The organism is Aeromicrobium sp. 636, assembly GCF_024433585.1.
Classification (GTDB): domain Bacteria; phylum Actinomycetota; class Actinomycetes; order Propionibacteriales; family Nocardioidaceae; genus Aeromicrobium; species Aeromicrobium senzhongii.
This window is the reverse complement of sequence record NZ_WNJU01000001.1, coordinates 799,648-820,750: the sequence shown is the minus strand read 5'-3', so window position 1 is coordinate 820,750 and position 21,103 is coordinate 799,648. Positions and strand designations below refer to the sequence as shown.

Here is a 21,103-nt window from a genome sequence, read left to right as displayed (position 1 = left end):
AGGAGGCGGCGTGCACAGGTTCACGGTGCCGGGCGCCGAGCTCGCCTGGGCGTTCAGCGACGAGTCCGGGCCCGCGGTCGTGCAGCTGCACGGCCTCACGTCCAGCCGGGCGCGCGACCGCGTGCTCGACCTCGACCTGGGCCGAGGCCTCTCGGGCACCCGGCTGCTGCGCTACGACGCGCGCGGACACGGACACTCCTCCGGTCGGCCCGAGCCGCACGACTACCGGTGGCCGTCGCTCGCCGACGACCTGCTGCGCCTGCTGGACCACTGGTTCCCGGGGGAGCGGGTGCACGGTGTCGGCCCGTCGATGGGCGCCGCCACGCTGCTGCACGCCGCGGTCCGCGATCCGGAGCGCTTCGGTGGACTGACCCTGTTGCTGCCGCCCACGGCCTGGGCCACGCGTGCGGCGCGAGCGGGCGACTACCTGCGCCTGGCCGACCTCGTCGAGGCGGAGGGTGTCGAGCGCGTGATCGAGGAGGGGAGAGCCGCCCCGCAGCCGCCGGCCACGGTCGGACACCCCGACACCGTGCCCGACGTGAGCGCCGCGCTGCTGCCGTCGGTCCTGCGCGGCGCCGCCCGCAGCGACCTGCCGGCGCCGGAGATGATCGCCGGGATCGATGTCCCCACCACGGTGCTGGCGTGGGTGGACGACCCGGCCCACCCGATCTCGACCGCCGAGGCGCTGGTCGAGCTGATGCCCCGCGCCACGTTGCAGGTCGCCGAGACCGGCGCGGACGTGCTCCGCTGGCCGGGCGTGCTGGCGTCCGACATCGCGCAGCCCACCCGCTGACAAGACCCGCTGCTGCGGACTCGCACCCCGTCGCGTCCAGCCGTCGACAACGCACGAGGGCCCCGACCGTGACGGTCGGGGCCCTCGTGCGTGGTGCGATGAATCAGTGGACGCGCGGGACGCCCGTCTCGGACACGCCCTGGAAGTCGTCTCCCAGGTCGACCGGGTGCTCACCGCTGTGGGCGAGGTGCTCGGCCGCGTGCTCCATGTCCGTGCGGGTCGGCTTGTCCACCGAACCGTCGTAGTAGAACCGGCGCAGCTTCTCGCGGAACGACTCCTTGCGGTAGTTCGGGTTGCGAACACCGTAGGCGTCGGTCTTGTGCACGACCTCGTCCTCGAGCTCGGGCAGACGCTCACGAGAAGCCGTGAGGGCGTAGGCCTCGGTCTCGGGCAGCGGCGCGTGGCGCTCGGAGTAGCCGCCGTCGGGGGAGCGGTCGATGACACCCGTCTCCCAGCCGTGGGTCAACGTCTCGTTGTCCTTGCGCTGCAGCGAGATGCAGATCCGCTTCGTGATGATGAAGGCGATGACCGGGAAGATGAACAACCCGAACCGCAGCACCCAGGTGATCGCGAAGATGTCCAGACCGAACTTGAGCGCGATGATGTCGTTGCCGCCGGCGATCCAGCCGACGCCGTAGGCGGTCATCGCCGCGACGCCGAGCGCGGTACGGACCGGCGCGTTGCGGGGACGCTCGAGCAGGTGGTGCTCGCGCTGGTCACCGGTGATCCACCGCTCGATGAACGGCCACAGGGCCAGCGACGTGAACAAGATGCCCAGGCCGCCCACACCGGGCAGGAAGACGCTCCAGGTCCAGGTGCGGTTGAACCACGTGGTCTCCAGCGGAGGCATGAGACGCACGAGACCCTCGGACAGACCCATGTACCAGTCCGGCTGGGAGCCGGCGGTGACCTCGGAGGGGTTGTACGGACCGTACGCCCACACCGGGTTGATCTGGATCAGCGCGCCCATCAGCGCCAGGAAGCCGAAGACGATGAAGAAGAAGCCGCCGGCCTTGGCCATGTAGACGGGGAGCATCGGGTAGCCCACGACGTTGTCGTTGGTGCGTCCGGCGCCGGGCCACTGCGTGTGCTTGTGGTAGACGAGCAGCAGCATGTGAGCGCCGATGAGGCCCAGCAGGAGCGCCGGGATCAGCAGGATGTGGGCCATGTACAGGCGCGGGATGATGATCTCACCCGGGAACTCGCCACCGAAGACGAAGAACTCGAGGTAGGAGCCGACCAGCGGGATCGAGCGGATCAGGCCGTCGACGAAGCGCAGGCCCGTGCCCGACAGCAGGTCGTCGGGCAGCGAGTAGCCCGCGAAGCCCTCGACCATGCCGAGGCTGAGCAGGCCGACACCGATGAGCCAGTTGACCTCACGCGGCTTGCGGTAGGCGCCCGTGAAGAACACGCGCAGCGCGTGCGCCATCATCGCCGCCACGAACAGCGCAGCCGCCCAGTGGTGGATCTGGCGCATCAGCAGGCCGCCGCGGATGTCGAACGAGATGTCGAGCGTCGAGGCGTAGGCCTGCGACATCTCGATGCCGTACAGCGGACCGTACGAGCCCGTGTACTCGACCTCGCCCATGCTGGGAACGAACCACAGCGTCAGGAAGACACCGGTCAGCAGCAGGACGACGAAGCTCCACAGCGCGATCTCGCCGAGCATGAAGGACCAGTGCTCGGGGAAGACCTTGCGCAGGTTCTTCTTGCCGGCCGCGGCCAGGCCGAGGCGGTCGTCGAGCCAGCCGACGGGGCCGGCCAGCTTCTTTCCGGTCGGGGAGTCCTCGACTCGGGTGAAGGTGTTTGCGCTCACAGGTCACCGCCGAACTTCTCGTTGAGCTTCTTCTGGTCGCGAGCGAGCTCGGGGTAGCTCGGGGCCACGATCTCGGGGAAGTCGCTGACCGCGATGAGGTAGCCCTCGCCGTCGACCGCGAGCGGCAGCTGCGGCAGCGGACGGACGGCGGGACCGAAGATGACCTTGCCGTTGTCGGCCAGGTCGAAGGTCGACTGGTGGCACGGGCACAGCAGGTGATGCGTCTGCTGCTCCCACAGGCTGATCGGGCAGCCGACGTGCGTGCAGATCTTCGAGTAGCACAAGATGCCGTCGACGCCCCAGTTCTCGCGACCCTTGGCGGGCGTGATGTCCTGCGGACGCATGCGCACGATGATGACCGCGGCCTTGGCCTTGGCGGCCAGCAGGTCGTGACCGTGGATGACGGGGTGACCCTCGCCGTCGGTCTCGAAGAAGACCGCGGGCTCGCCGTTGACCAGCTGCCCGACCTCGAGGTCGGCGGGCTTGATCGGCTGGCCCGAGACGTCATTGACGACGCGCATGCCCTTCTTCCAGACGGTGACGTCCTGGTCATGGGGGAGCGGGCCGAGGTCGCGCAGCAGCACGATGGCCGGCAGGCCCATGGCGCCGACGGCGCCGAGCAGGCTGTTGCGGATCAGGGGACGACGGCCGATGCCGCTCTCCTGGATGCCGGCGTTGATGTCGGCCATCGTCGCGGAGCGATCGTCGTCGCTGGAGCGGGCCGGGTGGCGCATCTCGACCATCTCGTGGTCGCCCATGAGCTTCTTGGCCCACTGGATGATGCCCACGCCGATCAGCAGCAGGCCGCCGCCGAGCGTGGTGCCGAACGCGAAGTTCTGCGCCGACCAGCCGCCGAAGGCGTTGCCGGACGCGGGGTCGCCGACGGCGAAGATCCGCTCGTCCGCGTCGATCATGAAGTACGCGAAGCAGAAGCCGATCAGCAGCAGCGTGGCCAGGCCGAACATCGCGGCGATCTGGCGCTCGGTGCGGCGCTCCTGAGCGACGTCGACGTCCTGGGGCCGGTACTGGTGGGGCTGGATCCCCGGGTCGGGGATCGGATCGCCGGTGGTTTCGATTTCGGTGCTCATCGCTTCTTCGACCTCGTTCCGTGCATGCCGATCCAGATGGCGAAGGCCGTCAGGCCACCCATGCCGATCAGCCAGACGAACATGCCGTCGACGACCGGGCCGAGACCGCCGCCGCCGATGCCGCCGGCGTTGCCCTGCTGCTGGACCGTCTTGACGTACGCGATGACGTTGCGCTTGTCCTCGGGGGTCAGCACGTCATCGGAGAAGACGGGCATCTGCTGCGGGCCGGTCAGCATGGCCTCGTAGATGTGGATGGGATCGACGCCCTTGAGGGTCGGGGCGAAGCGGCCGCTGGGCAGCGCACCGCCGGCGCCGACGGAGTTGTGGCACGCGGTGCAGTTCGTCCGGAAGAACTCGCCACCCTCGGAGATGCCCTCCTTGTCGACGTTCTGCCAGTCGAGGTCCTCGTCGGACGGACGCGAGGGGCCGGGAGCCAGCGAGGCGACGTAGGCCGCGATCTGGTTGATCTCGTCCTGGCTGTACTCGACGTGCTTCTTCACGGCCTGCGGCGCGGTCTGCGCCATCGGCATACGGCCGGTCTCCATCTGGAAGCCGACGGCGGCAGCGCCGACGCCGATCAGCGAGGGACCGTAGTTGCCGGGGTTGTCGCCCGTGCCGCGGGTCGTGACGCCCTGGGCGTTCAGGCCGTGGCAGCTGGCGCAGCCGACGACGAAGAGCTGCCGTCCGGCCTCGACCTCGGAGACGGAGGAGGCGGACTCGGCCGTGGCCGGTTCCGGTGCCACCGTCGCGTAGGCCGCGCCGGTGAGCAAGAGCGCCAGTGCCAGCAGCGCCAGAAGCGCCATGGGATGCCGGCGGCGTGTCGACAGTTTCCGCACCGAGAACCTCGTTCCTGAAGGATCAAAAATGGGACCAGAGGGGGACGGCACGAGTTGTCGTCCCCAGAAAATGTGGGCCCATGCGTTCGCATCAGAGTAGCGAGCGCCGGGCTCAGTCTGTGAAGTTAGGTACGCCTATACGGCGCAGGGTCAGCGGATGATGTAGATGGCCGCGAACAGGGCGACCCAGACGACGTCGACGAAGTGCCAGTAGTACGACACGACGATGGCGGAGACGGCCTGCTCGTGGGTGAACTTGCGGGCCGCGTACGTACGCGCGATGACGATGAGGAAGGCCAGCAGACCGCCGACGACGTGGAGGCCGTGGAATCCGGTGGCGAGGTAGAAGAGGCTGCCGTAGGCCGAGCTCTGGATCGTCAGACCCTCGTGGATCAACTCGGCGTACTCGGTCACCTGGCCGGCGATGAACACCGAGCCCATGACGAAGCTGATGATGAACCACTTGCGCATGCCGGCCGCGTTGCCCTTGGCCGCGGCGTAGACGCCGAGCTGGCAGGTGACCGACGACAGCACCAGGATCGTGGTGTTGGCGGTGGCGAACGGGATGTTCAGCAACTCGGTCTCGGTCGCCCACAGATCCGGGGCGACGCTGCGCACCGTGAAGTAGGCAGCGAACAGGGTCGCGAAGAACATGAGCTCGCTGGCCAGCCACACGATGGTGCCGACGGTCACGTAGGACGGACGGCCCTCGACGCCGTGGAGACGGGACGCGGGGATCGCAGAAGTAGTTGCCACACGCTCATTATGTACGATGCGATCGTGAGCCAGCACCAGCCCCTTCGAGTCCTGCTCTACAGCGACGATCGCGACGTCAGATCTGCCGTCGTCGCCGCGCTGGGCGCCCGACCCCACCCTGACCTTCCGCCCCTTGAGTACGTCGAGTGCGCGACCGAGCCGGTGGTCTGGCAGCAGCTCGATGCCGGCGGCATCGCGCTGGCGATCCTCGACGGCGAGGCTCGGCCCGCCGGCGGCATGGGCATCGCCCGCCAGATGAAGGACGAGCTCTACCAGGCTCCGCCGAGTCTGGTCCTGACCGGCCGCCCGCAGGACGCGTGGCTCGCCACGTGGTCGCGCGCCGACGCCGTCGTGCCGCAGCCGCTGGACCCGTTCCGGCTGGCCGAGTCGGTCATCGCGTTGCTGCGCGGGGCCGCCGTGTCCGGCTCGCGTCCTTGAGCGGCGCCCGTCCGGCGGCCCTGACCTGGCCGTCCGTCCTGACCGATCTGATCGCCGGTCGCGACCTCGACGCCGCGGCCACGGCATGGGCGATGAACGAGATCCTCTCCGGCGACGCCACCGGTGCGCAGGTCGCGGGCTTCGCCGTCGCGCTGCGTGCCAAGGGCGAGACCGCTGCTGAGCTGCAGGGCCTGGTCGACGCGATGTACGCCAAGGCCACCACGCTCGACCTGACCGATCGCGTCGTCGACATCGTCGGCACCGGCGGCGACATGGCCAAGACGGTCAACATCTCGTCCATGGCCGCCGTCACCGCCGCCGGCGCCGGGATCGGCGTGGTCAAGCACGGCAACCGTGCCGCCTCCAGCCAGTCCGGCACGGCCGATGTCTTCGAGCGGCTCGGGGTGCGCCTGGACGTGCCCGCCGAGCGGGTGCTGGACGTCTACCGCGAGGCGGGCATCACGTTCTGCTTCGCTCCGGTGTTCCACGCCTCCATGCGCTTCGCCGGCCCGGCCCGGCGCGAGCTGGGCATTCCGACGTTCTTCAACTTCCTGGGCCCGCTGACGAACCCGGCGCGGCCGGCCGCCTCGGCCATCGGGTGCGCCGACCCGCGGATGGCGCCGCTCATGGCCGACGTGCTGGCACGTCGGGGCAGCAGCGCCTTCGTGTTCCGCGGCGACGACGGTCTCGACGAGATCACCGTCACCACGACCACACGGTTCTGGGTCCCGGGCGAGCACGGCATCGAGGAGCAGGTGTTCGATCCGCGCGACCTGGGCTTCGAGCTCGCGCCGGCCGACGCGCTGCGCGGCGGTGAGCCCGAGTACAACGCCGACGTGTTCCGGCGGGTGCTCGACGGTGAGTCCGGTCCGGTCCGCGACGCGGTGGTCCTCAACGCCGGAGCGGCGATCGCCGCTCACGAGGGCGCCGAGGGCACCTTGGTCGAGCGTCTGGGCGCAGGTGTGGGGCGGGCGACCGAGTCGATCGACTCCGGTGCCGCTCGCGACGCGCTGGCCCGCTGGGTCGACGCCACGTCGCGCCACGCGCGCTGAGCGCGCCGGCGCCGGTCAGTCCAGACCGATGCTGAACGCACCCTCGAGGTCGTGACGACTGAAGGTGCGGAAGGCGATCTGGGTCTGGGTCGACAAGACGCCGGGCACCTTGTTGAGGCGGTCGGCGACGACGTTCGCGATCTCGTCGTGATCGCGCACGCGCACCATCGCGATGAGGTCGTGGTCGCCGGTGACGGAGTAGACCTCGCTGATGCCCGGGATGTCGGCGATCGCTGCGCCGGTCTCGGGAATCGACGAGACCTCGGCCTGGATGAAGACGATGGCGGTGATCACCCCGCCAGCCTAACGGTGGCCTCAGGCCAGCCGCGCGACCTCCAGGTCGACGTCGAATCGCTCGAGGTGCCGCGCCGCCGCGGGCCACGGTGACTGCCAGGCGCCACGGACCATGCGCACCCCGGGGGACTCGAGCCAGCGCAGGAGGGTCTCGGTCTCCTCGATGAGCGCCGACGGCACGGGCCGCAGGGCCGGCTCGACCGTCTCGGCCGTGGACAGCAGCGTGTCGACCCATCCGGCCGTGGCGCCGCGCGTGGTCGCGACCTGCCGCGGCAGGATGGCCGCGGCCGCGAGGCGTCCGTGCCGGATCACGTGCACCTGCCACCCGTCCTGGTGCGGGGCGGCGGCGATGACCTCGGGCTCGCGGGCGAGGGAGTCCAGCCGCTGGGTGCGGCGCACCGCGCGGATGAGGCTCGCGGCGCGGTCGCGCAGGACGGCGGCGTCCTCGAACCGCTGGGACTCGGCCAGGTGGGCCATGCGGCGCTCCAGGTGCGTCACGACCTCGACGGGGTCGGCCGTCATCGCCGTGCGGACGCGCCCCACCTCGTGCAGGTAGTCGGCCGGGGAGATCGCACCGTCGCAGGGGGAGAGGCACTGTCCGAGCTCGGCCAGCACGCAGGCCGCCCGGCTCGGCAGGATCGGCAGCCGCCCGGTGCACTGGCGGATCCGGAACGCGTCGTGCAGGGTCGCCAGCGCCGCCTCGGCCTGACGCCGGCTGCCGAAGGGCCCGATGTGGGTGGCTGCGCCCTCGGTGACCTTGCGCACGATCGAGACGCGCGGCCAGGGCTCGTCCGTCAGGCGCAGCCAGGAGAGACGGTCGGGGAACTTGGAGCGGCGGTTGTACGGCGGGCGGTGGCGATCGATCAGGCGCAGTTCGCGCACGCGGGCCTCGGTGTCGGTGGCGCACACGACCGTGTCGACCCGCTCGGCCAGCGCGATCATCTCGCCCATCCGCGTGCGGGTCTCGGCCTTGGTGAAGTACGAGCGCACGCGGGTGCGCAGGGACCGTGACGTGCCGACGTAGAGGACCTCGTCGCGGGCGTCACGGAAGAGGTAGACCCCGGGAGCGTCCGGGACGTTGTCGGCGAGGTGGCGCTTGCGGCGCTGCTGGGGCGTGACCTTGGCGGTGAAGGTCGCCACGTCCTCGACGGTGGCGACGTTCCAGGTGCCGAGCCGCTCGAAGAGGGCGTGCAGCACGTCGACCGTGGCCCGCGCGTCGGTGAGCGCGCGGTGATCGGGCTGGACGGGGGAGAAGCGGGCGGCAAGGGTCGCGAGCTTGACGTTCGGGACCTCGTCGCGCAGCAGGACCCGGCGTGCGAGCGGGACAGTGTCGATGACGTCGAAGCCCGGCCACGTGATGCCCAGCTCCTTGGACGCGTGCTTGAGGAAGCCGACGTCGAAGGGCGCGTTGTGGGCGACCAGGACGGTGCCGTGGGCGAACTCCAGGAAGCTGGGGAGCGCCTCGGCGATGCGGGGCGCCTCGACGAGCATCTGGTCGGTGATGCCCGTCAGCACCGTGATGAACGCGGGGATCAGCTGGTCGGGGTTCACGAGGGTCTGGAACTCGCCGAGGATCTGGCCACCGCGGACCTTGACCGCGCCGATCTCGGTGATCCGCGATCCCTTGGCCGGCGACCCGCCCGTCGTCTCGAGGTCGACCACGCAGAACGTGGTGTCGTGGAGAGGGCGACCGCCCCAATCGATGTCGGGATCGTCGAAGGCGGGTTGGTGCGGTGCCATGGATCAGACCGTAGGTCGCGGGTCCGACGAATCCGGGCAGGCGGTGCCGCAGACGGAATTTGTCGGTCGTCACACCTAGCGTCGCGGCCATGAACGAGATGGAACCCACGGCACCGGTCGTCGTCGACTGTGACAGTTGCCTCGTCCGCTGCCCCGCCGTGTGCGGCGACTGCGTTGTCTCCGTGCTGCTCGGACCGCCCAGCGACGTCGCCTTCGACGCCGACGAGCGTGCCGCCCTCGACACCCTCGCCGCCTCGGGGCTCGTGCCCCCGCTGCGCCTCGTGGTGGGGCTGAACGATCCGGAGCCACACCGCGACGCGGGTTGAATCGGCCCGGCCGGCCGACGTACAGTTGCCACCGTGTCGCCGACGGCGACACCGCCGAATCGTCCGAGACCCTCGTGGTCGACGACGAGCCGGGGAACCAAGGTACGTGGGGTGAATCGACCGGCTTGCCGGTCGTAGGGCAAATACCGAGGCCCGAATCCGTCAGCTCACCTGGTAGGCGTCGAGGTAATCAGGAGTTCTTTTCGTGCGCTTTCGCACCACTGCAGCCGCCATGGCTGCGTCGGCCGTCGTGGCCGGTTCGTTCATCATCGTCTCCCCAGCCAACGCCGATCCCGAGGTCACTCGCGCCGATGTCGAGAAGGCCTTCGACCGCGCCGAGGCCGCCAACGAGGCGCTCAACCAACTCACCGTGGACGCCGAGGACCTCGACGCCCGCATCGACGAGGTCAGCGCCGAGATCGCCAAGATCCGCAAGGTCTACACGGTCCAGCGCAACGAGCTGGGCGCCGACATCGTCCAGCAGCACATGGAGCAGCCCCTCGGCCCGACCGTCGGCCTGCTCGGCAGCCAGGACCCGGATCTGTTCATCGAGGGCCTCAGTGCCATCGACGCGCTGAACACCACCCGTGCCGACGCCCTGGAGTCGTTCACGCGGACGCGTGTCGAGCTGCAGAAGCGCCGGGCCCAGCTGGCCGAGCACGAGGACGAGCTCGCGGCCAAGGTGGCCAAGGCCAAGAAGACCAAGGCCCAGCTGACCGAGTCCTACCGCAAGGCCAAGGCCGACTTCGCCCGCCTCTCGGCCCCGCAGCAGTCGGCCATGAACGAGGGCGGCGATGTCGAGCCGGTCAGCAACTCCGGCTCGGGCGCGGCCAAGGCGGCCATCGCCTTCGCGATGAGCCAGTTGGGCGATCCCTACGTCTACGGCGGCACCGGCCCCGACGGCTGGGACTGCTCCGGTCTGATGATGAAGGCCTACGCGGCGGCCGGGGTCTCGATCCCGCGCGTCGTCGGCCCGCAGATCGCCGCCGGTCGCAAGATCTCGGCCGGCGAGCTGCAGCCCGGTGACCTCGTGGCCTACCCGAGCATGTCCCACATCGGCATGTACCTCGGTGGCGGCAAGGTCATCCACGCTCCCCGTCCGGGCAAGAGCGTCGAGATCACCAGCCTGTCCTCGGGCTTCGGTGTCTACGCCCGCGTCTCCTGACCGACGCAGCAGCCCGACCCACGCAGCACAGAGAACGGCCCCCGGCGCACTGCGCCGGGGGCCGTTCCTCGTTGCTGCGTCTTCTCAGCGGACGTAGAGCGCTTCGATCCGGTCGTGCAGATCGCGCACGACCATGTGGCGCTTGACCTTGAACGAGGGCGTCAGGTAGCCGTTCTCCTCGGTCCAGTCCTCCTCGATGATCGCGAACTTGCGGATCGCCTCGGCGCGCGACACCTGGCTGTTGGCGTCGTCCACCGCCTTCTGGACCTGCTCGAGCAGCGCGGGGTCGTCCAGGTCGCCCTCCCACGCCTCGCGGTCGATCGTGACGAGCGCGGCGACGAAGGGCTTGCCCTCACCGACGACCAGGCACTGGCTGACCAGCGAGTGCGACCGCACCCGGTCCTCGAGGATCGCCGGCGAGACGTTCTTGCCGCCCGCGGTGACGATCAGCTCCTTCTTGCGGCCCGTGATCTTGACGAAGCCGTCCTCGGTGACCTCGCCGAGGTCGCCGGTCGAGAACCAGCCGTCCTGGCTGAGCACGTTGCGCGTCGCGGTCTCGGCGTTCCAGTAGCCGACGAACACCTGCGGGCCGCGGAACTGCAGCTCGCCGTCCTCGGCGATGCGGACCTCGACGCCCGGGAGCGGCGGCCCGACGGTGCCGATGCGCTGGGCGCCGGGGTGGTTGACCGTCAGCGCCGCCGTGGTCTCGGTCAGGCCGTAGCCCTCGAGGACGTTCACGCCGATGCCGCGGTAGAAGTGGCCGAGGCGGTCGCCCAGGGGCGCGCCGCCGGAGATCGCGAACTCGGCGCGGCCGCCCAGGGCGTTGCGCAGCTTGCTGTAGACGAGCTTGGAGTACAGCGCGTGCTTGGACTTGAGCGCCAGGGAGGGGCGGCCCGACTCGGTAGCACGGCTGTAGGCGATCGCGGTCCGCACGGCCGCGTCGAAGATCCGACCCTTGCCCTCGGCGTAGGCCTTGGTGCTCGCGGAGTTGAAGACCTTCTCGAACACGCGCGGGACGGCGAGGATGAAGGTGGGGCGGAACTGGCCGAGATGATCGACGAGGTTCGCGATGTCGGCGGTGTGGCCCAGCACCGAGCCGTAGCGGATCGCGCCGACCTGGATGATCCGGGCGAACACGTGCGCCAGCGGCAGGAACAGCAACGTCGAGGCGCCCTCGGCGGCGAACATCTCCTCGAGCCGGACCTTGGCGCCGAACAGCTCGGCGCGGAAGTTCGCGTGCGTCAGCTCGCAGCCCTTGGGACGACCCGTCGTGCCCGAGGTGTAGATCAGGGTCGCGAAGTCGTCGGGGCTGACGGCCGCGCGACGCTTCTCGACGGTGTCGTCGTCGACGTCCGCGCCCTCGGCGGCCAGCGACGTCAGGACGTCGCCCAGCGGCCGGATCGACCGCAGCTCGGGCGTCTCGGGGCGCGCCTCCTCGATGCGGAGCCGGTGCTCCTCGTTCTCGTAGAAGATGTGCGTCGCACCGGAGTCGGCCAGGATCCAGGCGATCTGCGAGGCCGAGGAGGTCTCGTAGATCGGGACGGTCACGGCGCCGATCCACCAGTTCGCGTAGTCCAGGACCGTCCACTCGTACCGGGTCTTCGCCAGGATCGCGACGCGGTCGCGGTGGCCGACACCGTCGGCGAGCAGGCCCTTGGCGGCTGCGGTCACCTCGGCGTGGAACTGGGCCAAGGTGACGTCGACCCAGTCTCCGTCGACCACGCGGCGCAGGGCCACCTTGTCGCGATCGGCCTCGAGCCGGTCGAGGATGTCCTGGCTGAGGGTGCCCCAGTCATCGACGGTCACGGCGGGGGAATTCTGCGTGCTCACAGACAGCACCGTACCTTCCCGCCGACGGCGGTCATGCGCCGATAGGCTGTGCGGCAGTCGAGGGAGGTGGACATGGCGCGCACCGTCAGTGACATCGTGATCGATGCTCCGCCCAGTGCTGTGATGTCAGTCATATCGGCGTTCGGCGCCTACCCCGACTGGGCCACCGGGATGCGTGAAGTCACCGTGCTGGAGCGTGACCACGAGGGCCGGCCGCGCGACGTCCGCTTCGTCGTGGACTCCGCTCCCATCCGCGACACGTTCACGTTGCGCTACGACTGGCGCGGCGAGCGGCTGGTGACGTGGAGTCTGGTGCCGCAGGACGAGACGATGCTCTCGGCGATGGACGGCTCGTACACGCTCGACGCCGTCGCCGGCGGGCGGACGCGGGTGACCTATCAGCTGGCGGTCGAGTTGAGACTGCCGCTGCTGGGGATGCTCCGGCGCAAGGCCGAGAAGGTCATCGTCGACACCGCCCTGAAGGGCCTCAAGCAACGCGTCGAGAGCCGGACCGGTGTCTGAGCGGCTCGCGGTCGGCATCGACGTCGGTGGTACGAAGATCGCCGGCGGAGTCGTCGACGAGGACGGCCGGGTCGTGGCTCGCGCGCGCCGCGCGACCCCGACCACCGACCCGACGGCCGTCCTGGACGCGATCACCGAGATCGTCGCGGAGTTCCGCGCCCAGTACGTCGTCCGGGCCGTCGGCGTGGGTGCGGCCGGGTACGTCGACGTCACGGGCTCCACCGTCGTCTTCTCGCCCCACCTGGCCTGGCGCAACGAGCCCTTGCGCGATGCCCTCGTGCGACGCACCGCCCTGCCGGTCCTGGTCGACAACGACGCCAACGCGGCGGGCTGGGCCGAGTGGCGCTTCGGCGCCGCGCAGAACCACCCGGACGTCGTGATGGTCAATCTCGGCACGGGCATCGGCGGCGCCATGGTGCTCGACGGGCGCCTGTACCGCGGCCACTCCGGCATGGCGGGGGAGTTCGGTCACCAGCGTGTCGTCGAGGACGGCCGGCCGTGCCCGTGCGGCAATCGCGGATGTTGGGAGCAGTACGCCAGCGGGCGCGTGCTCCAGCGACGGGCCTCGGCTGCCGTCGCCGAGGGCTCGGACATCGGCCGGGCCCTGGTCGACCTGGCCGGTACCCCGGAGCAGGTCGACGGCACGATCGTCGGTCGGCTGGCGATGGCCGGGGACGAGGAGGCGATCGCCTGGGTGGGCGACGTCGGCCGATGGCTCGGCATCGGGCTGGCCAATCTCGCGGCGGCCCTCGACCCGGGGATCTTCGTCATCGGCGGCGGTGTCAGCGAGAACGGCGAGGCACTCCTGCGTCCCGCGCGTCACGCGTTCGCGGATCACCTGACCGGACGGGGCTACCGCTCGGAGGCGCGGATCGTCGCGGCGCACCTGGGGAACGACGCCGGACTGGTCGGCGCGGCCGACCTGGCTCGGCTCAGAGCGCGGCGCCGTCGTCTGGCCAGTCCGGGTTACTCGGTCCGCGGTCCGGCAGTTGCGAGATCAGATAGACGACGGCGACGACGATCGCGATGACCACCAGGGCGGCCACGAACGTCGGCAACGGCATGGACGCCATGGTGGTGACCAGCAGCAGCGCGGGACCGCCCACGAAGACGAACCAGGCGAAGCGGACCCGCCCCCGCGAGCGCAGCTGGGCCGGTCCGACCTCACGGTAGAACTGGTCGTCGGCGTTCTCCTGCGCCTCGGCCGCACGGCGCCACTCCTCGCGAGCCTGCGCCTCGGCGCGCTCACGCTCGGCCGTCACCCGGGCGGCGGAGGCGTCGAAGTCCTCCAGGCCGGTCAGGTCCAGGTCCAAGCCCTCGACGATGCGGTCGAAGTCGTCGGGTGACGAGGATGCGTCGGTCACGACGGCCTCCCGGTGGATACGGCCACCCTCAGGGGGTGGGTGCGTGATCGGCGATGAACTGCGCCGATGTCTCCATGATGAACTCCGCATCATGATCGAGCGTCGCGACGTGGAAGCTGTCCCGCAGTTCGATCAGCTCGACCTGCGACGAGGAGACGCCGTCGAGGACCAGCCGGGCCGTGATCTCGTCGACGACGTGGTCCTCGACCGAGCGGAACATCAGCAGGGGAGCGGTGACCTGTTCGAGGTTCTCGCGCACGTCGCGCCACAGCTGCAGCTGGGAGGCCAGGGCCTTCAACGGCGTCCGGTCGTAGGCGACCTCGTCCTGGCCGGCGAGCTTGATGTCGTTCCCGACGCCCGCCAGCGAGGGCACGAAGCGGCTGAGCAAAGGGACGGCCAGCAGGTCGCGGCGCTTCAGGGCGATCGCGGGATTGACCAGCACCAGGGCGTCGACGTCCTCGGGTCGCTGCTCGGCCAGGCGCAGCGCCAGGGCCCCGCCCATCGACAAGCCGCACACCGCGACCCACTCGCACTGTGAGCGCAGCTCGGTCAGCGCGTCGTCCACCTCGCCGTACCAGTCGCGCCACGTCGTCGTGTTCATCTCCTGCCACGTGGTGCCGTGACCCGGGAGGCGAGGCACCGCGACCGTGTGACCCAGCTCGGCCAGGAATCGGCCCCAGGGGGCCATCGACGCCGGCGACCCGGTGAAGCCGTGGCTCAGCAGGATCCCGACGCGCCCACCGGGTGCGTAGAAGGGCTCGGCGCCCGTCCGGACGGGGGAGTGGCCGTGCACGGAGGAGTCGGACATGACGCCATCGTGCCCCATGTCACGCTCGGTCGCGGAGCGGCGCGGTAATGTCTCGTGCGTGTTCTATTGGTTCCTGAAGTTCCTGGCGCTGGGTCCGGTGCTGAAGCTGATCTTCAGGCCATGGGCCGAGGGGACCGAGAACGTCCCGCGCGAGGGCGCCGTCATCCTGGCCAGCAACCACCTGTCGTACAGCGACTGGCTCTTCATGCCGCTGGTCATCCCGCGCCGGGTGACGTTCGTGGCCAAGGCCGAGTACTTCGAGGGGACCGGTCTCAAGGGCTTCCTGCAGCGCCAGTTCTTCTCCGGGTCGGGTCAGGTCCCGATCGACCGCAGCAGCGGCACTGCCGCCGCCGGCGCCATCCGCACGCAGTTGCGGCTGCTGGCCGACGGCGAGGTCTGCGGCATCTATCCCGAGGGCACCCGCTCGCACGACGGCAAGCTCTACCGCGGCCGCACCGGGGTCGCGCGGCTGGCGCTGGAGGCGAAGGTCCCCGTGATCCCCGTGGCCGTCATCAACACCGACATCGTCGCTCCTCCGGGCAAGATCTTCGGCCGGTACGCCCGTCCGGGCGTGCGCTTCGGCAAGCCGCTGGACTTCTCGCGCTACGACGGCATGCAGGACGATCGCTACATCCTGCGCGCGGTCACCGACGAGATCATGTACGAGATCATGAACCTGTCCGGCCAGGAGTACGTCGACCTCTACGCCCCCGACGCGAAGAAGCGCGACAAGGAGCTGGAGAAGCAGGCCGCCCGTGAGCGCGAGCGGGCCGAGGCGCAGGAGATCTGGGAAGAGATCGCCGAGTAGGCCCCCGCGGCGCCGCGGTTCGTGGCGACCGGCTCTCGTGGGCTGGACATCGTGTCGGGCCCACAGGCCGGTCGCGTATCCTTGCCCGGTGAGCATCCCCAGCCTGGAAGAACTGCGTGCGATCGGTGCTGCACAGCAGCCGACGTACCCCGACCTCGACGCGCGTGATCGTGCCGTCGAGAAGCTGAGGAAGATGCCGCCGCTGGTCTTTGCCGGCGAGTGCGACGCGCTGCGCGACAAGATGGCGGCCGTCGCCCGCGGTGAGGCGTTCCTGCTCCAAGGTGGCGACTGCGCCGAGACCTTCGAGGGCGTCACCGCCGAGAACGTCCGCAACAAGCTGCGGGTCCTGCTGTCGATGGCCGTCGTGCTGACGTACGCCGCCAGCGTCCCGGTGGTCAAGGTCGGCCGTCTCGCCGGCCAGTACGCCAAGCCGCGCTCCAGCGACACCGAGACGCGCGACGGCGTCACGCTGCCGGCCTACCGCGGCGACGCGGTCAACGGCTTCGACTTCACGCCCGAGGCGCGCCACCCCGACCCGCAGCGCCTGCTCGACGTCTACCACGCGTCCAGCGCCACCTTGAACCTCGCGCGCGCCTTCACGACCGGCGGTTACGCCGATCTGAAGCAGATGCACACGTGGAACACCGACTTCGTGCGCAACAGCCCCGTCCGCGAGCGCTACGAGCGCATCGGCGACGAGATCGATCGCGCGCTGGCGTTCATGGAGGCCATCGGCGCCGATCCCGACGAGTTGCACACCGTCGACTTCTACTCCTCGCACGAGGCGCTCGTGCTCGAGTACGAGCACGCCCTGACCCGCATCGACTCGCGCACGGATCTGCCGTACGACGTGTCCGGCCACTTCGTGTGGATCGGCGAGCGCACGCGCCAGCTCGACGGCGCGCACGTCGAGCTGCTGAGCCGCATCGCCAACCCCATCGGCGTCAAGCTCGGCCCGACCAGCAGCGCCGACGACGCGCTCGCCCTCTACGAGAAGCTCAATCCCGACCGCGTTCCGGGCAAGGTCACCTTCATCACCCGCTTCGGCGCCGAGAAGATCCGCGACCTGCTGCCGACGCTGGTCGAGAAGGTCACGGCCGCGGGTGCCGAGGTCGCCTGGGTCACCGATCCGATGCACGGCAACACGTTCGCCACCGACAACGGCTACAAGACCCGTGAGTTCGACGCCGTGATCGACGAGGTGCGCGGCTTCTTCGAGGTGCACCGCTCGCTGGGCACGTGGCCCGGCGGTCTGCACGTCGAGCTGACCGGCGACGACGTCACCGAGTGCCTGGGCGGCGGCATGAAGCTGTCGGCGCAGGACCTCGAGCACCGCTACGAGACGCTGTGCGACCCGCGCCTGAACCGCGCGCAGTCGCTGGAGCTGGCGTTCCTCGTCGCGGAGATGCTCGCCGGCCGCTCCTGAGGATCGGGGCGCCCTCGGCGCCCCACCCGGGGGACCGGGCCGACAGGCTCAGGACAGGAAGACCGTCACGGTCGACCCGCGCTTGATCTTCTTGCCCGCGTCGGTCATCTGGTACTGGACCCGCGCGTCGGCACCGGCGAACGGGTTGCGCGCGGCGTTCAGCTTGAGCCCGAGTGCGTCGAGAGCGGCGCGTGCCTCGTCCTCGGTCTTGCCCTTGAGGTTCGGCACCACGACGAGCGGGGGACCCTGCGAGACCGTCAGGGTGATCGTGTCCCCGCGCACGCCGGTGCCCGACGAGGGCGTCTGGGAGATGACGCGACCCTTCTTGACCGAGTCGCTGTTCTCCTCGACCGTGCGGACCGTGAAGCCCTGGCCCTGGAGCTCGGCGGTGGCCTCGTCGGCCGGATCGCCGGTGTGGTCCTGGATCTTGATCGGGCGCGGGCCCTTGCTGACGACGAGGTCGACCTCGGTGTCGCGCTTGACCTGATCGCCGACCTTGTGGCTCGAGGACTTGATGATCCCGTCGGTGGGGACCTTGTCGCTGAACTCCTCGGTCACCTCGCCGACGCGCAGGTGCCGGGCACCCAGGATCGTCTCGGCCTCGGCGACGGTGCGGCCCTGGATGTTGGGGATCTCGTACCGCTCCTTGCCCTTGGAGAGGGTCAGGGTGATGGTCTCGTCCGGCAGCAGGCGCGAGCCGGCGTCGGGGTCGGTCGAGACGACGGCGCCCTTCTCGACGACCTCGGAGAACGCGGGGTCGCCCACCTCGACGGCGAAGCCGGCCGACTCGGCGGCCTCGACCGCCTCCTGGCGATCCATGGACACCAGGTTCGGGACCGTCTCGTACCGGCCGATGGCGAGGTACCAACCGAGCAGGGCGGTGGCGGCGAGGGCGCCCACCGCAGCCATCAGCAGCACCGGGCCGCGTCGGCTGCGTGCCGTCGCGACGGCCGGCTCGGGCGGCACCACGGGAGGCGGCGCGGCCGCACCGAAGGTCGTGGTGGGCTCGCTGACCGAGGTCGTCGCCTGCGTCGGGGGACCGTCCGTCCAGGAGGCGACCGGAGCGGTCAGCTCGACGTCGGCCGGCACGCGGTCGAGCGTCGGCATCTCGGCGGGCGTGGGTCCGGCTCCGGGCAGCAGGTCGCTGGTCAGATCGGGATCGTCGGCCAGTCCGGCGGCGAGCGCCCGCTGGACCTGACGGACCTGGTGCAGCAGCACGCGGGCGTCGGGGGAGCGGCGGCCGCGGTCGCGGGTCATGGCGCGCATCACGAGCGCGTCCAGGTACGGGGGGATGCCCGGCTGCAGTTTCGAGGGCGGCTCGACGTCCTCGTTGACGTGCAGGTGCGCCACCGCCAGGGGCGAGTCGCCGACATGGGGCTTGCGGCCCGTCAGCATCTCGAAGAGCATCGCGCCGCAGGCGTAGACGTCGGTGCGCGGATCGGCGCCCTGGTGGGTGATGACCTCGGGCGCCAGGTACGAGACCGTGCCGACGAGGACGCTGTCCAGCGTCGACTCGGTGCTGATGGCGCGCGCCAGCCCGAAGTCGGCCAGCTTGACCTCGCCGGTCGTGGAGATGAGGACGTTCTCGGGCTTGATGTCGCGGTGGATGAGCCGGGCGTCGTGCGCCGCGGACAGGGCCATGAGCACGGGCTCGAGGTAGGACAGCGCGCGGCGCGGGGGCATCGGGGCCTCCTCGCGCAGGACGTCGCGCAGGGTGCGGCCGGGGACGTACTCCATGACGAGGTAGATGGTGTCCCCGTCGACGCCCTGGTCGTAGACCGAGACGATGCCGCGATGGTTCAGCTTGGCGGCGGACTGGGCCTCACGGACGAACCGTTCGGGGGTGTCGGCCAAGTCGGTGTCGGGGTGCATGATCTTCACGGCGACGACCCGGTCGAGGCGCAGATCGGTGGCGCGGAAGACGCTGGCCATGCCGCCACGGGCGATGCGTTCGTGGATCACGTAACGCTGGTCGAGCGTCCGCCCGACCAGTGCGTCGTCATCCGTGACCGTCATGCGCGCCTCCTGGAACACCTTGATTCTAGGGGTCGCTCCCCGAAGTCCGGTGGTCCGGCGGATCAGCGGACGCGTCGGGTCGCCGCGTCGACCAGGGGGTCGAGCACCTCGGCGGCCTCGTCACCGAGCACCGCGATGGCCCGCTCGGCCTGCGCGACGAGCCGATCGATGTCGCGCTCGACCTCGGTCAGCGCGCCGCTGGCCTCGATGAGGTCCCGCAGCTCGTCGACGCCCTCGGGCCGGCCCAGCAGGGACAGGACGTGCGCGTCGCCGGCCACGTCGGCCGTCCGGGCCACCAGGACGGTCCGCTTGCCCTCACGCAGGTCGTCGCCGGCCGGCTTGCCGGTGTCGGCGGGATCGCCGAAGACCCCGAGCACGTCGTCACGCAGCTGGAAGGCCTCGCCCAGCGGCAGGGCCACGTCGGTCAGGCGGGACAACAGGGTGTCGTCGCCCCCGGCGAGGGCGGCGCCCACGTGCAGCGGCCGCTCGATCGTGTACTTGGCGGACTTGAACCGGATGACGTGCATGGCGCTGGCGACGTCGACCGTCTCGCGGGTCTGGGCCAGCACGTCGAGGAACTGCCCGGAGACGACCTCGGACTTGCAGGCGTCCCACAGTCGGGCCGTCCGGGCGTCGGGCTCGGCGCGACGGAAGTGCTCGTCCGCCCACGACAGCATCAGATCGCCGAGCAGGATCGCGACGCGGGCCCCGTACTGCTCGGGGTCGCCCACCGCGCCGGCGGCGACGTGTCGCGCCTCGAAGTCGCGGTGCACGCTCGGTCGGCCGCGACGCGTGTCGGAGCCGTCCATGAGGTCGTCGTGGACCAGGGCGCTGCCCTGGAGCCACTCGAACGCGGCACCGGCGGCGGCGATGCGCGGTTCGGCGGGGGAGCCGCCGGCGAGCAGCCAGCCGGCGTGGCAGAAGGTCGGCCGGAACAGCTTGCCGCCGACGGTGAAGTCGACCGCCGCCTGCACGAGGTCGCCCACGGCCGGGTCGACCTCGGTCAGCAGGCCGCGCTGGTCCGCGACGAAGGAGTCCAGCTGTCGGGCGACGGCTGTCCGAAAGGTGGGATCATCTGCCGGGCTGGTCACCTCGGTGACGATACCGTTGACGTCATGCCCGACACCGACGACGCCGCACGCCAGGACCCGATCCTGCAGGCGCTGGCCTCCGACCGGCCCGCGGTCTCGTTCGAGTTCTTCCCGCCCAAGGACGACGAGGGCGAGGCGCAGCTGTGGCGCACCATCGACGACCTCGCGCCGCTCGAGCCGACGTTCGTCTCGGTGACGTACGGCGCCGGCGGGACCAGCCAGGACCGGACCGTCCGCATCACCGAGCGGATCGCCCGTGAGGCTCCCATGCCGCCCGTCGGACACCTGACCCTGGTGGGACAGAGCCGCGGCGAGATCGAGACGGTGTTGAAGCAGTACGTCGCCGCCGGCGTGCGGCACGTGCTGGCGCTGCGCGGCGACCCGGCCGGCGGTCCCCGTGCCCCGTGGGAGCCGCACCCCGACGGCATGAGCCACGCGATCGAGCTGGTCGAGCTGGTGCGCGAGGTGGGCGGGCTCGCGGTGGGTGTGGCGGCCTTCCCCGAGGGACATCCGGACGCGGACGGTCTCGACGCCGACGCCGACGTCCTCGTGGCCAAGGCCCGGGCGGGCGCGTGCTTCGCGATCTCCCAGCTGTTCTTCCGTGCGGACGACTACTTCGGCCTGGTCCGCCGGGTCCGCGAGCGCGGCTGCGACCTGCCGATCGTGCCGGGCATCATGCCGATCCTGAACCTCAAGCAGGTCGCCCGGATGGCCGAGCTCTCCGGTGCGGACATGCCGCGCGAGGTCCTCGACCAGATCGAGCCGCTCGCCGACGACCCGAAGGCGGTGCGGGCCAAGGGCATCGACCTCGCGACGCAGCTGTGCCGCGACCTGATCGCCGGTGGGGCCCCGGGCCTGCACTTCATGACGCTGAACCGGTCGCCCGCGACCCGCGAGATCTTCGAGCGGTTGCGCGCCGACGGCGTGGTCTGAA

At 70.5% G+C, this 21,103-nt stretch carries 21 protein-coding genes and 1 riboswitch; of the genes, 10 read left to right on the top strand and 11 right to left on the bottom strand.

Going from position 1 to position 21,103, the window contains the following annotated elements; genetic code table 11:
• The first annotated feature begins 10 nt into the window (after nucleotides 1–10).
• Nucleotides 11–793 carry an alpha/beta fold hydrolase gene (locus GL325_RS04000; RefSeq protein WP_187768665.1) on the top strand — a complete coding sequence of 261 codons (783 nt, stop codon included), beginning with the start codon at nucleotides 11–13 and terminating at the stop codon, nucleotides 791–793.
• A gap of 103 nt (nucleotides 794–896) precedes the next feature.
• On the opposite strand, the gene GL325_RS03995 is transcribed toward GL325_RS04000, so the two are convergent.
• The 4 genes from GL325_RS03995 to GL325_RS03980 all read right to left on the bottom strand — a co-directional run bounded on the left by GL325_RS03995 (nucleotide 897) and on the right by GL325_RS03980 (nucleotide 5,226).
• Nucleotides 897–2,609: a cytochrome bc complex cytochrome b subunit gene (locus GL325_RS03995; RefSeq protein WP_187411844.1), complete on the bottom strand. Its 1,713-nt coding sequence runs from the start codon at nucleotides 2,607–2,609 to the stop codon at nucleotides 897–899.
• Complete coding sequence (locus GL325_RS03990) at nucleotides 2,606–3,697, bottom strand: ubiquinol-cytochrome c reductase iron-sulfur subunit (protein ID WP_154595294.1); 1,092 nt, start codon at nucleotides 3,695–3,697, stop codon at nucleotides 2,606–2,608. Before GL325_RS03990 ends, GL325_RS03995 begins: the two co-directional genes overlap by 4 nt.
• Entirely contained in the window at nucleotides 3,694–4,500 is an 807-nt protein-coding gene (locus GL325_RS03985) for a cytochrome c (protein ID WP_154595293.1), read from the bottom strand. The genes GL325_RS03990 and GL325_RS03985 overlap by 4 nt, the downstream gene beginning before the upstream one ends.
• A gap of 183 nt (nucleotides 4,501–4,683) precedes the next feature.
• Nucleotides 4,684–5,226, bottom strand: a complete 543-nt coding sequence (locus GL325_RS03980) for a heme-copper oxidase subunit III (protein ID WP_255467500.1) — start codon at nucleotides 5,224–5,226, stop codon at nucleotides 4,684–4,686.
• An 87-nt stretch (nucleotides 5,227–5,313) separates the two neighbouring features.
• On the opposite strand from GL325_RS03980, the gene GL325_RS03975 reads away from it, so the two are divergent.
• Nucleotides 5,314–5,727 carry a hypothetical protein gene (locus tag GL325_RS03975; RefSeq protein WP_255467361.1) on the top strand — a complete coding sequence of 138 codons (414 nt, stop codon included), beginning with the start codon at nucleotides 5,314–5,316 and terminating at the stop codon, nucleotides 5,725–5,727.
• Nucleotides 5,724–6,779, top strand: a complete 1,056-nt coding sequence (gene trpD, locus GL325_RS03970; protein ID WP_255499332.1) for an anthranilate phosphoribosyltransferase — start codon at nucleotides 5,724–5,726, stop codon at nucleotides 6,777–6,779. The genes GL325_RS03975 and trpD overlap by 4 nt, the downstream gene beginning before the upstream one ends.
• A gap of 15 nt (nucleotides 6,780–6,794) precedes the next feature.
• On the opposite strand, the gene GL325_RS03965 is transcribed toward trpD, so the two are convergent.
• Together GL325_RS03965 and GL325_RS03960 are read right to left on the bottom strand one after the other, a co-directional pair.
• Complete coding sequence (locus GL325_RS03965; protein WP_187411847.1) at nucleotides 6,795–7,073, bottom strand: Lrp/AsnC family transcriptional regulator; 279 nt, start codon at nucleotides 7,071–7,073, stop codon at nucleotides 6,795–6,797.
• Nucleotides 7,074–7,094: 21 nt separating this feature from the next.
• Nucleotides 7,095–8,813 (bottom strand): DEDD exonuclease domain-containing protein, encoded by a 1,719-nt coding sequence (locus GL325_RS03960; RefSeq protein ID WP_187768664.1) that lies wholly within the window; start codon nucleotides 8,811–8,813, stop codon nucleotides 7,095–7,097.
• 89 nt (nucleotides 8,814–8,902) lie between these two features.
• Between GL325_RS03960 and GL325_RS03955 the strand changes: the two genes are divergently transcribed.
• Together GL325_RS03955 and GL325_RS03950 are read left to right on the top strand one after the other, a co-directional pair.
• A complete protein-coding gene (locus GL325_RS03955) occupies nucleotides 8,903–9,139 on the top strand; it encodes a hypothetical protein (RefSeq protein ID WP_154595291.1) in 237 nt (78 codons plus the stop codon).
• A gap of 42 nt (nucleotides 9,140–9,181) precedes the next feature.
• Nucleotides 9,182–9,335: riboswitch (cyclic di-AMP (ydaO/yuaA leader) on the top strand.
• Between the two features lie 36 nt (nucleotides 9,336–9,371).
• Nucleotides 9,372–10,304 carry a C40 family peptidase gene (locus tag GL325_RS03950; protein WP_154595290.1) on the top strand — a complete coding sequence of 311 codons (933 nt, stop codon included), beginning with the start codon at nucleotides 9,372–9,374 and terminating at the stop codon, nucleotides 10,302–10,304.
• An 84-nt stretch (nucleotides 10,305–10,388) separates the two neighbouring features.
• Here the strand turns inward: GL325_RS03950 and GL325_RS03945 are convergent, their stop codons facing one another.
• Nucleotides 10,389–12,134: a long-chain fatty acid--CoA ligase gene (locus GL325_RS03945; protein ID WP_187768663.1), complete on the bottom strand. Its 1,746-nt coding sequence runs from the start codon at nucleotides 12,132–12,134 to the stop codon at nucleotides 10,389–10,391.
• 72 nt (nucleotides 12,135–12,206) lie between these two features.
• Between GL325_RS03945 and GL325_RS03940 the strand changes: the two genes are divergently transcribed.
• Together GL325_RS03940 and GL325_RS03935 are read left to right on the top strand one after the other, a co-directional pair.
• On the top strand, nucleotides 12,207–12,656 hold the full coding sequence (locus tag GL325_RS03940; protein WP_154595289.1) for an SRPBCC family protein: 450 nt from the start codon (nucleotides 12,207–12,209) through the stop codon (nucleotides 12,654–12,656).
• On the top strand, nucleotides 12,649–13,686 hold the full coding sequence (locus GL325_RS03935) for an ROK family glucokinase (RefSeq protein WP_187768662.1): 1,038 nt from the start codon (nucleotides 12,649–12,651) through the stop codon (nucleotides 13,684–13,686). Before GL325_RS03940 ends, GL325_RS03935 begins: the two co-directional genes overlap by 8 nt.
• Here GL325_RS03935 and GL325_RS03930 read toward each other — a convergent pair.
• Both GL325_RS03930 and GL325_RS03925 read right to left on the bottom strand, forming a co-directional pair.
• Nucleotides 13,589–14,020: a hypothetical protein gene (locus GL325_RS03930; RefSeq protein ID WP_187768661.1), complete on the bottom strand. Its 432-nt coding sequence runs from the start codon at nucleotides 14,018–14,020 to the stop codon at nucleotides 13,589–13,591. The genes GL325_RS03935 and GL325_RS03930 overlap by 98 nt on opposite strands.
• Before the next feature lie 28 nt (nucleotides 14,021–14,048).
• The gene (locus GL325_RS03925) at nucleotides 14,049–14,828 is read right to left on the bottom strand and encodes a carboxylesterase (RefSeq protein ID WP_154595287.1); all 780 of its coding nucleotides are present in this window, start codon (nucleotides 14,826–14,828) and stop codon (nucleotides 14,049–14,051) included.
• A 58-nt stretch (nucleotides 14,829–14,886) separates the two neighbouring features.
• Here GL325_RS03925 and GL325_RS03920 point away from each other — a divergent pair, with 58 nt between their 5' ends.
• Nucleotides 14,887–15,636: a 1-acyl-sn-glycerol-3-phosphate acyltransferase gene (locus tag GL325_RS03920; protein ID WP_187411850.1), complete on the top strand. Its 750-nt coding sequence runs from the start codon at nucleotides 14,887–14,889 to the stop codon at nucleotides 15,634–15,636.
• Between the two features lie 88 nt (nucleotides 15,637–15,724).
• Nucleotides 15,725–17,062, top strand: a complete 1,338-nt coding sequence (locus GL325_RS03915; RefSeq protein ID WP_255467365.1) for a class II 3-deoxy-7-phosphoheptulonate synthase — start codon at nucleotides 15,725–15,727, stop codon at nucleotides 17,060–17,062.
• 48 nt (nucleotides 17,063–17,110) lie between these two features.
• Here GL325_RS03915 and pknB read toward each other — a convergent pair whose 3' ends face one another.
• Together pknB and GL325_RS03905 are read right to left on the bottom strand one after the other, a co-directional pair.
• On the bottom strand, nucleotides 17,111–19,078 hold the full coding sequence (gene pknB / locus GL325_RS03910) for a Stk1 family PASTA domain-containing Ser/Thr kinase (protein ID WP_187768660.1): 1,968 nt from the start codon (nucleotides 19,076–19,078) through the stop codon (nucleotides 17,111–17,113).
• Nucleotides 19,079–19,140: 62 nt separating this feature from the next.
• Nucleotides 19,141–20,169 (bottom strand): polyprenyl synthetase family protein, encoded by a 1,029-nt coding sequence (locus GL325_RS03905; protein WP_255467366.1) that lies wholly within the window; start codon nucleotides 20,167–20,169, stop codon nucleotides 19,141–19,143.
• A 24-nt stretch (nucleotides 20,170–20,193) separates the two neighbouring features.
• On the opposite strand from GL325_RS03905, the gene metF reads away from it, so the two are divergent.
• The gene (gene metF / locus GL325_RS03900; RefSeq protein ID WP_187768659.1) at nucleotides 20,194–21,102 is read left to right on the top strand and encodes a methylenetetrahydrofolate reductase [NAD(P)H]; all 909 of its coding nucleotides are present in this window, start codon (nucleotides 20,194–20,196) and stop codon (nucleotides 21,100–21,102) included.
• The last annotated feature ends 1 nt before the right edge of the window (nucleotide 21,103 follow it).

Excerpts from the sequence above, each read along its gene's own strand:
- GL325_RS03950 (WP_154595290.1), top strand. The coding sequence starts at position 9,372 with ATGGCTGCGTCGGCCGTCGTGGCCGGTTCGTTCATCATCGTCTCCCCA.
- metF (WP_187768659.1), top strand. The coding sequence starts at position 20,194 with ATGCCCGACACCGACGACGCCGCACGCCAGGACCCGATCCTGCAGGCG.
- GL325_RS03990 (WP_154595294.1), bottom strand. The coding sequence starts at position 3,697 with ATGAGCACCGAAATCGAAACCACCGGCGATCCGATCCCCGACCCGGGG.
- GL325_RS03985 (WP_154595293.1), bottom strand. The coding sequence starts at position 4,500 with ATGGCGCTTCTGGCGCTGCTGGCACTGGCGCTCTTGCTCACCGGCGCG.
- GL325_RS03940 (WP_154595289.1), top strand. The coding sequence starts at position 12,207 with ATGGCGCGCACCGTCAGTGACATCGTGATCGATGCTCCGCCCAGTGCT.
- GL325_RS03925 (WP_154595287.1), bottom strand. The coding sequence starts at position 14,828 with ATGTCCGACTCCTCCGTGCACGGCCACTCCCCCGTCCGGACGGGCGCC.
- pknB (WP_187768660.1), bottom strand. The coding sequence starts at position 19,078 with ATGACGGTCACGGATGACGACGCACTGGTCGGGCGGACGCTCGACCAG.
- GL325_RS03960 (WP_187768664.1), bottom strand. The coding sequence starts at position 8,813 with ATGGCACCGCACCAACCCGCCTTCGACGATCCCGACATCGATTGGGGC.
- GL325_RS03955 (WP_154595291.1), top strand. The coding sequence starts at position 8,903 with ATGAACGAGATGGAACCCACGGCACCGGTCGTCGTCGACTGTGACAGT.